At 26.5% G+C, this 7,589-nt stretch carries 5 protein-coding genes and 1 pseudogene; 2 read left to right on the top strand and 4 right to left on the bottom strand.

Going from position 1 to position 7,589, the window contains the following annotated elements:
* Positions 1-20 precede the first annotated feature (20 nt).
* Positions 21-251: a hypothetical protein gene (locus AJ939_RS04485; protein WP_002881838.1), complete on the bottom strand. Its 231-nt coding sequence runs from the start codon at positions 249-251 to the stop codon at positions 21-23.
* Between the two features lie 255 nt (positions 252-506).
* Positions 507-1,022, bottom strand: a complete 516-nt coding sequence (locus AJ939_RS04480) for an Hcp family type VI secretion system effector (protein ID WP_044779685.1) — start codon at positions 1,020-1,022, stop codon at positions 507-509.
* Between the two features lie 133 nt (positions 1,023-1,155).
* Between AJ939_RS04480 and tssM the strand changes: the two genes are divergently transcribed.
* Together tssM and AJ939_RS04470 are read left to right on the top strand one after the other, a co-directional pair.
* Positions 1,156-4,683, top strand: coding sequence for a type VI secretion system membrane subunit TssM (gene tssM, locus AJ939_RS04475; protein WP_070276497.1), 3,528 nt, complete (start codon positions 1,156-1,158; stop codon positions 4,681-4,683).
* Complete coding sequence (locus AJ939_RS04470; RefSeq protein ID WP_044779682.1) at positions 4,680-5,579, top strand: FHA domain-containing protein; 900 nt, start codon at positions 4,680-4,682, stop codon at positions 5,577-5,579. The genes tssM and AJ939_RS04470 overlap by 4 nt, the downstream gene beginning before the upstream one ends.
* Before the next feature lie 3 nt (positions 5,580-5,582).
* Here AJ939_RS04470 and AJ939_RS04465 read toward each other — a convergent pair whose 3' ends face one another.
* The gene (locus AJ939_RS04465) at positions 5,583-6,851 is read right to left on the bottom strand and encodes a hypothetical protein (RefSeq protein ID WP_070276495.1); all 1,269 of its coding nucleotides are present in this window, start codon (positions 6,849-6,851) and stop codon (positions 5,583-5,585) included.
* Positions 6,852-6,869: 18 nt separating this feature from the next.
* Positions 6,870-7,589 (bottom strand): annotated as a pseudogene (locus AJ939_RS04460) (hypothetical protein); the annotation flags it as partial.

The raw sequence follows: 7,589 nt of genomic DNA, 5'->3' as shown, positions 1-7,589 counted from the left end.
CAAAATACCCTAGAATCTTATTATACTTTAGGAAGTTCATTTAACTTACACATATTCCTAAATTGCCAATAACTAGGCTCTAAATAATAAGAATAAGGAGTATAATAAAAGATAATTAAGCCTATACTTCCAAGAAAGACTAAAAACTTTGAAACGCTTTTTGTAGATTTAAAGATGATTTTATAAATAAATTTTAATATAAGATAAGAAAGAATAGTAGAAATTATAATAAGAAGTAATATATATGTCATGGGTTATCTCCTTAGATTCTCTATTTTATTAAAATTAAGATGTAATTTTGTGGTTTGATAAAGATTAGCTCGCTAGCATCCAAACATAGAAGACAAAAATTGCTCATTAAGATAAATGATTTCATGTATGAATAAATAGTATTATAATTTAGAAAGTAGTTTTGTAATTAAAACCAAGAAAACAAAATATATTTTTAAGATATAACCCCGACTATAATTACGCATTTTAGTCGGGATTTTTTAAGATAATTATAATTAAGCTTTACCTTCTCTCCAATCATCACTTCCGCTAGTTCCAGCAGCAGTATGTTCCCAAACTACTTTTCTATAACTCATTGAAACTTTTAAAAGCTCGGTTTTATCATGATTACTTGACTCTTGTGCATTTGGCATTATTAATTCAATATTTGTAATAATTGCATCTTCCAATTTTGTAGTAAAAAAATGTTCAGATCCGCCACTTGCTGCAGTTCTAAACCAATGAACTTCGACTGTTGGAAGTCTTTCTCCTTTGGTAAGTGCATTATATAACAAAGGCACGGACTTATTCAATGAGCAAGTAAAAGAAAAGGGCTTATGAACTCTTTGTCCAGAAGGTTGCCCACTTTGCTGATCAACGGGTACAGTTACGATATGAGATACCTCTTGCGCCATGATTTCATCTTCATGACCTGATTTATATCTATTGCCAATACTCGCTTCAGTAGATGCACCACTTGAAATCAAACCTTGTGTGGAACCTTCAATTCTTATAAACGCTGGTTCAGCCATAAAAAGAACCTCCTTTAATTTTTTTTAACATTCAAAATTGTATCATTTTAATCTTAATCTATATAAATTTTTGTAAAATATTTGTATATTGATATTAATATTTATTTGTTTTTACTTTAAATAAGGAATAACGATGTTTAAAAAAATATTTGATTTTATAAAATCAAGATTATTTATAACTGCTTTTTTACTTTGTTGTATTTTTCTTTTTAGTGTTTTATTTTGGTTTTGGGGTCCTTTAATAGCTTTTAACGACATATATATTTTTAGTAGCTCATTTTTAAGATTTAGTATTATCTTGATAATTTGGCTTATTGTTTTTTTATTTTTTTTATTAAAGCCTATTATAAATTTTATATCTTCTTTAAAAAGTGAAAAAAGATTAAAATTTAAAGACCTAAAAAAAGAAGCTGATGAGTTTATTTACAAATCTAAAAGAAACTTCTTTTTATCTCTTAAAGATGCCAAAGAAACATGGAAGAATGATTTAAAAACAAAAAATTTACCCTTAATTATCATCATAGGAAATGAAGGGGCTGGAAAAAGCACTTTTATCAATTATTCTAACATCGAATATCCACTTAGCGATAGTTTAGAGTCTTATAAAAAATTCCATAAGTCTACTAGAAATTTTGCACTTTATGTATCAAAAAAAGGTGCTTTGTTAGATACAGAAGGAAACTATTTTTCACAAGAAGAATTTTTTAAGCCTACAAGTAGCGATGAAATACCCGAAGATGATATAGATAAAAATAGAGATTTTTTAATTAAAAAAAATATATGGAAAAAATTCCTTACTTTTCTCAATAAAAATTTTTTTCATAGCAAACTAAATGGAATTATTTTAGTTGTTGATACTGTCCTTTTCTTAAATAATCCTAAGGAGTATTCCAAAAATCTTATTAGATATCTAACAAAAAGAGTAAACGAATGTGAAAAAACTTTGAATTTAAAGTTGCCCATCTATATAGTTTTTTCAAAACTTGACTTGATGGAAGGCATGAAAGAGTATTTTGATATTTTCGATAAAAAAATTTCGGATAAAATTTTAGGATTATCTTTTGATAAAATCTTAAGTGAAGAATTTTTAAATAATGAATTTAAAGAATTAAGTGATTCATTATTATGCTCTTTAATGAGTAAAAATTCCCATATTTACAATATGGAAAATAAAAATAAAAGCTACTTATTTTTAAAACAATTTGATAATTTATTTGCATTAGCAAAGACTTTTATTTTGGAAGTACAAGAAGAAAATAAGCTTAAAAATAATTCTTATCTTAGAGGAGTTTATTTTGTTAGCGCCTATCAAGAAAATATTCCTAGAAATTTCTTACTCGATGCCATATGTGAGAAATATAACTGCAAAAAAGTATTATCAAAATCCAATATTATACATAATAAACAAAGCTATTTTGTTAAATCACTGCTCGAAGATTTAATTTTTACAGATTATTCTTTAAGCGCTATGAAATCTTATTCTAAAAAATTATCTTTTTTAATTATAATTTTAATCATAAGCTTTGGAACATATGCTATATCTTCTTATTTTATAAGTAAAAACAATAAAGAATTCGAAAAAAGCCAAAATACCTTAAGATCTTTACAATTGCTTCTTAAAGATCAAGATTATCAAAATTTAAATATTAAACAAAAAGCTGACTTCTTAATTGAATTGAGAAATATTTTAAATACTTATCCTGAACTTTGGCAAGATAATAATATATTTCAATATTTAAATCTAAATCTCTCATACAAAGGATTTAAAGAAGCTAAACAACTTTATTATAAACTGAATGAAGATGTGTTAAAAAATACTTTATTAAAAGAAATGGAATATACTTTACTTACCGATACAAATAAAGAAAATTTAATCAAAACATTATATATGTATAGATCTTTGTTTAAACAAAAATATTTTAATAAAGAAATACTAAAAATTTGGATTAACGAGAATTGGAATACTTTAAGTAAGTATTCAATCTCTAAAGATGACTTTCTAGAAGGGGTGGATGAGCTTAAACAATTTAATCTTAAATCTTTTACAGAAGATGAAAACAGTATACATACAGGAAAAAGAAAACTTGAGAGTATAAGTAGAACTCAAAGAATTTACATTCTTCTTAATTTTTTAAATAGCGATAAACCTAAAGAAAAATATCTTATAAAAGAGGATTTAGGTTTTGCTGCAAATAGTGTATTTTCAAATAATTCTCAAATAACTTCTATAGATAAAATATATACAAAAGTTGGTATGATGGACTTTTTAAATGATTTAAATCAACAAGTTGACACCGCAATCAATATTGAATCTTGGATGCTAGATAACAATTTTAAAGAAAATAAAAACACTTTGACTATGGGTATTTTAAAATTATACTTAAGTGAATACCAAAATGCTTGGCAAAATCTACTCGCTTCATTGCAACCTGTTAGGTATAATACCAAAGAGGCAATGCTTAATGAGCTTAATATCTTATCAAAAAAAGAAAACCCTTTATATTCTTTGTTAAAAATTGTTAGTTCTAATACAAATTTAAATGATGCAGTTTTACTAACTCAAGCCTACAATTTAGGATTAAATGCTGGGGAAATTAGATCAAATTTTATTGGGGTAAGCAATGCTTTCACACAATATCATAAGCTAGTAAACAAAAATACACTTTTGAGTGTTGGTAATATAGAAGTGGGCAAAGGCACTGATGATGAAAAAATATTAGATATTCTTAATACAAGTATTGCAAATATGTCCAATAAAATTATAGATTTTAGTTCTAATAATAACCAAAGCGCTGAAGAAAAAATTTCATATGCTCTTGGAGGCAATAAAGATGCCAATGATCCTTTTGCTGTATTTCAAATGAACATAAAAAAATTACCTAATGATTTAGAGAGATATTATAGTCAGCTTTCTAATTATTCGTGGAATTTTATAGAAAATCATGGTATTTCTTTATTTAATACTGCTTGGATTAATGAAGTGTATAATCCATTTGTTAATGATATTGCGCCATATTATCCTTTTAATGATGAGAGTGTAGCAGATCTTAGTATGGATAGTTTTAAAACATTTTTTGGAAGAAATGGGACATTAAATAGTTTTTATAAAAAATACTTGAACAATGTTTTGGTAAAAAGAAAAAATAACTATTCTGTCAATTCTCAATTTGCTTCAAAATTAAATTTCTCTAAAGAATTTTTAGATTTTATCACCAATGCAGGCAATCTCTCTAGTCTCATACTAAATGGTAATGATAATATAAAAGTTAATTTTACTATTCAAAGCCTTGATTTAAGTGCGGATTTTTCCTTTATAAAGCTTGGCTATGATAATAAAAATATCCAATACGATCATACTCTTAATCAAACCCTACAAATTGTAGCAGAAAAATTCAATAATGGAACAAGTTTAAATTTTACAGCCTATAACTACTCTAATCCTAATTTAAATTATACAAAATCATATAAAGGAGAATGGGCATGGTATAAGTTTATAAAAGATAATAAAAGTAATTCTATATACAGCATTATATTTAACAATAATAAAAACTTATATTTTGACTTTGAAATTATTAACGGTGCTAGTGAATTAAATAATATAGTTTATATTTTAAATAATCTTAAAATAGTAGAAAATATTACAGGGGTAAATAAACAATGATAGAAAAAGAAGAAATAGGAATTACTATTGAGAATTATGACGAATGTATTAGTGGTTCTAAAACATTTGTATTTAACACAAAGGGTGGAACTATAGGAAGCGGTGATGATTGCACTTTTCGTATTCAAGATAAACTAGAACAAATCAAAAATACCCATGCCATAGTATCTTATGAAGAAGGATCTTTTACAATTGCGGCTTTTGAAGATTCTGACATTTATTATAATAAGTCCTTTTCTAGAATGCCAAGTGGCTATGAAATAATAATCAGTATAGGCGATATTTTTAAAATCGGTAATTTAGAATTTAGATTTGTGGATGCAAAAAGCATTGAAGCAAGCATTAAAGAAAATAAAAAATACTTAGAAGATATTGAAAAACGCAATCATTTTGATGAAATTGAAATTAAGCCTAGAGGAAAAACAAGTATAAATTTTGACAAAAATAAAGAGTTGAAAGAGATTTTAGAAAATAATGATTATAAATTTATCGAAGAAGAAAAGGCAGATGATAGCTTTTTAAAAGAAATAATTCAAAAAAATCCAAATTCATTAGAATATGAAAATGTTTTAAAAAGTTTGGTAAAAAATTTAAAAGATATTAAAACAAAACAACAAAACTCTAAATTAAATAATGATTATTCTCCTATCAACATTAAAGATTTTGAAAGTATTATTAATAATATACCCTTAATCAAATCCACAAGATTGATCAATATTTTAGCCCTTAGCCTAATCGCAAAAGAATTATATACTCCAATATTTGAAGAAATGGAAGAAAATATGTTTATTAAATATATTGAAGCTGCCATACAAAATAATATTAAAGAAGATAAGATTCTTTTTGAAAATCTTACCATCAAAGCATTGGAAAAGTATATTAAAGATTTTGAGTGATTTTTACTCTTTGATATTATGCTCTTTAGCATAAGCTAGTATTTTAGCTCGAAGTTCTTGCGGAAAATTATATCTATAAATAGCAGGAATTCTTGGATCAAGGAGTTTGTCTAAATATCCTCTTTTATAAATCCATTCTAATCTTTCAGGTGTAAAATAATAAGGGGCATTAGGATAGCCTTGAGGAGGAGTGAGGGCTGCTAATTTGGCGCTTAATACTAGAGTATCTCTATCTAAAGCAGCTTGTTGTTCACTCCAATCATTTGGAGTATCTACATCAAATCTTGTTACCATTCCATTTTCGTATCCATCCATAGCATCATCAAATTTATTTCTACTTTCAGGAGTAGAATCTATATCTCTTGGATCTTTTAATTTGCCTTTTTCAATATCATCATATAAAGCCCAAATGATCCTGCCTTCTTCATCATAGGCAAAATCATATTTATTTAAATCAATCGTCCAATCTGCTCCTATAATCTCATCTAAAAAAGGAAGCATACCAAATTCATCTAATAAACTCTCATAATGATGATCGTGTAAATCGTAAATCATTTTTGCTCTAAGCTTATTCCAATGTTGCCCTGTAAGAAAAGAATTAGAACACAATACTGCTAAACCTAAACTTTTAAAAGCATTTTTATCTCCAAGTTGAGCTTGTAAAAACAATGCTTGTTGTTGTCTTGCTTTAAATCCTACGGCAGCTGTGGGACTAGCTTTAATATTTCCCAAAAGTAAAGCAGACAATTCCCATTCATTAAAGAAAGAATAAGATTTTAATGTTCCACGATGAGAACTTACTTCATCGTAAATATAGGCGTATTCTTCATTGATTAAATATCCTTTTTCATCTACATTAGCATAAGCATCATAGGGTATATCTATAACCACAGATCTTAATCCACTTCTTATTGCTAAATATTTATATCTTTCTCTTTTAGTTTTTAAAGATTTATAATAAGCTTTTTCTGCTTTAGTCCAAGGAGCTATGCTTCCTTTGATAGGATCTTTTAAATATATGCTTTGCCAATCTTTAAATTCAAGCAAAGTAGATTTCTCCCCTGTGTGAAATTCAGGATCTAGGTATTGGGGTTTATAGTCTTTGTAGGGGGAGTTTTTCATAATATGATAAGATTTAAAAACCGCTTTGGAATATTCTTCGGTATAGTTGCCTGTGGGCTTAACATTTTCTTTAAAGAGTATTTTATTGGTATCTTTTTCCACATCTAATGTTAATCCATTAGGTGTATAAATCTCATAAGTTTCACTCATTATCTATCCTTTCTTAATTTAACCCATGTATAAACCATCTTCTATGATTATAGTAGTAGCTAGTCTGCCTATGAAATTAGGCGGAGTTTTTGTTTCTGATGTGATGTCAGCATTTGCACTTGCTTTGCTAGTGTTATTTTCTCTTTTGCCTATAGCTTTCAAGCTTTCTTTATTTCCATTTATCCCCATATACATAGCCTTAAGATTGTTTTGTCCTATGATATTGAGTTTTTCTAGTAATCTTCTGGTTTTATTTTTATCTTCTATATATCTTCCTGTTTTATCTTTACTTGTATTGTAAATTCCATTAGCAAAATCTTGTAAAATTTGTAAAGCTTCATTGTAAGCATGAATAGGACTATCTTCATCCTTTTTAAAAGCACTAATTTGCTTTTCTTTATTTCTAAACTCTTTAAACAAAGGATGATTACAAGGAAGTTGATATATAGTGCATTTTTTAAGTTCTAAAGATTTTAACTCTTTAAAATAAAAAGTATAATCATCTATAATATATTTTTGTTCTTTTATATCCTCTAAAGCAGTTGCATTTCTTTTCTCATCAATAATCAAATAAGATAAAAGTCTTTTTAAAAGAAATTCTTTATTTTCTTCAAGCTTTTGATCTATTTCATAATGAAAGGAAAAATGAGTGTCAAAAACTCCTGTGCAAAGATCTATGCCATAAAAAATTTTCTTTAAATCAAAGCTAATGAATTTCGAATTGATTGCAAAAGGATA

The sequence above is a fragment of the Campylobacter sp. BCW_6889 genome (genome assembly GCF_001762535.1).
Lineage (GTDB): Bacteria > Campylobacterota > Campylobacteria > Campylobacterales > Campylobacteraceae > Campylobacter_D > Campylobacter_D jejuni.
Note: the sequence above shows the minus strand (reverse complement) of the source record. Positions and strands in the feature narration are given on the sequence as shown.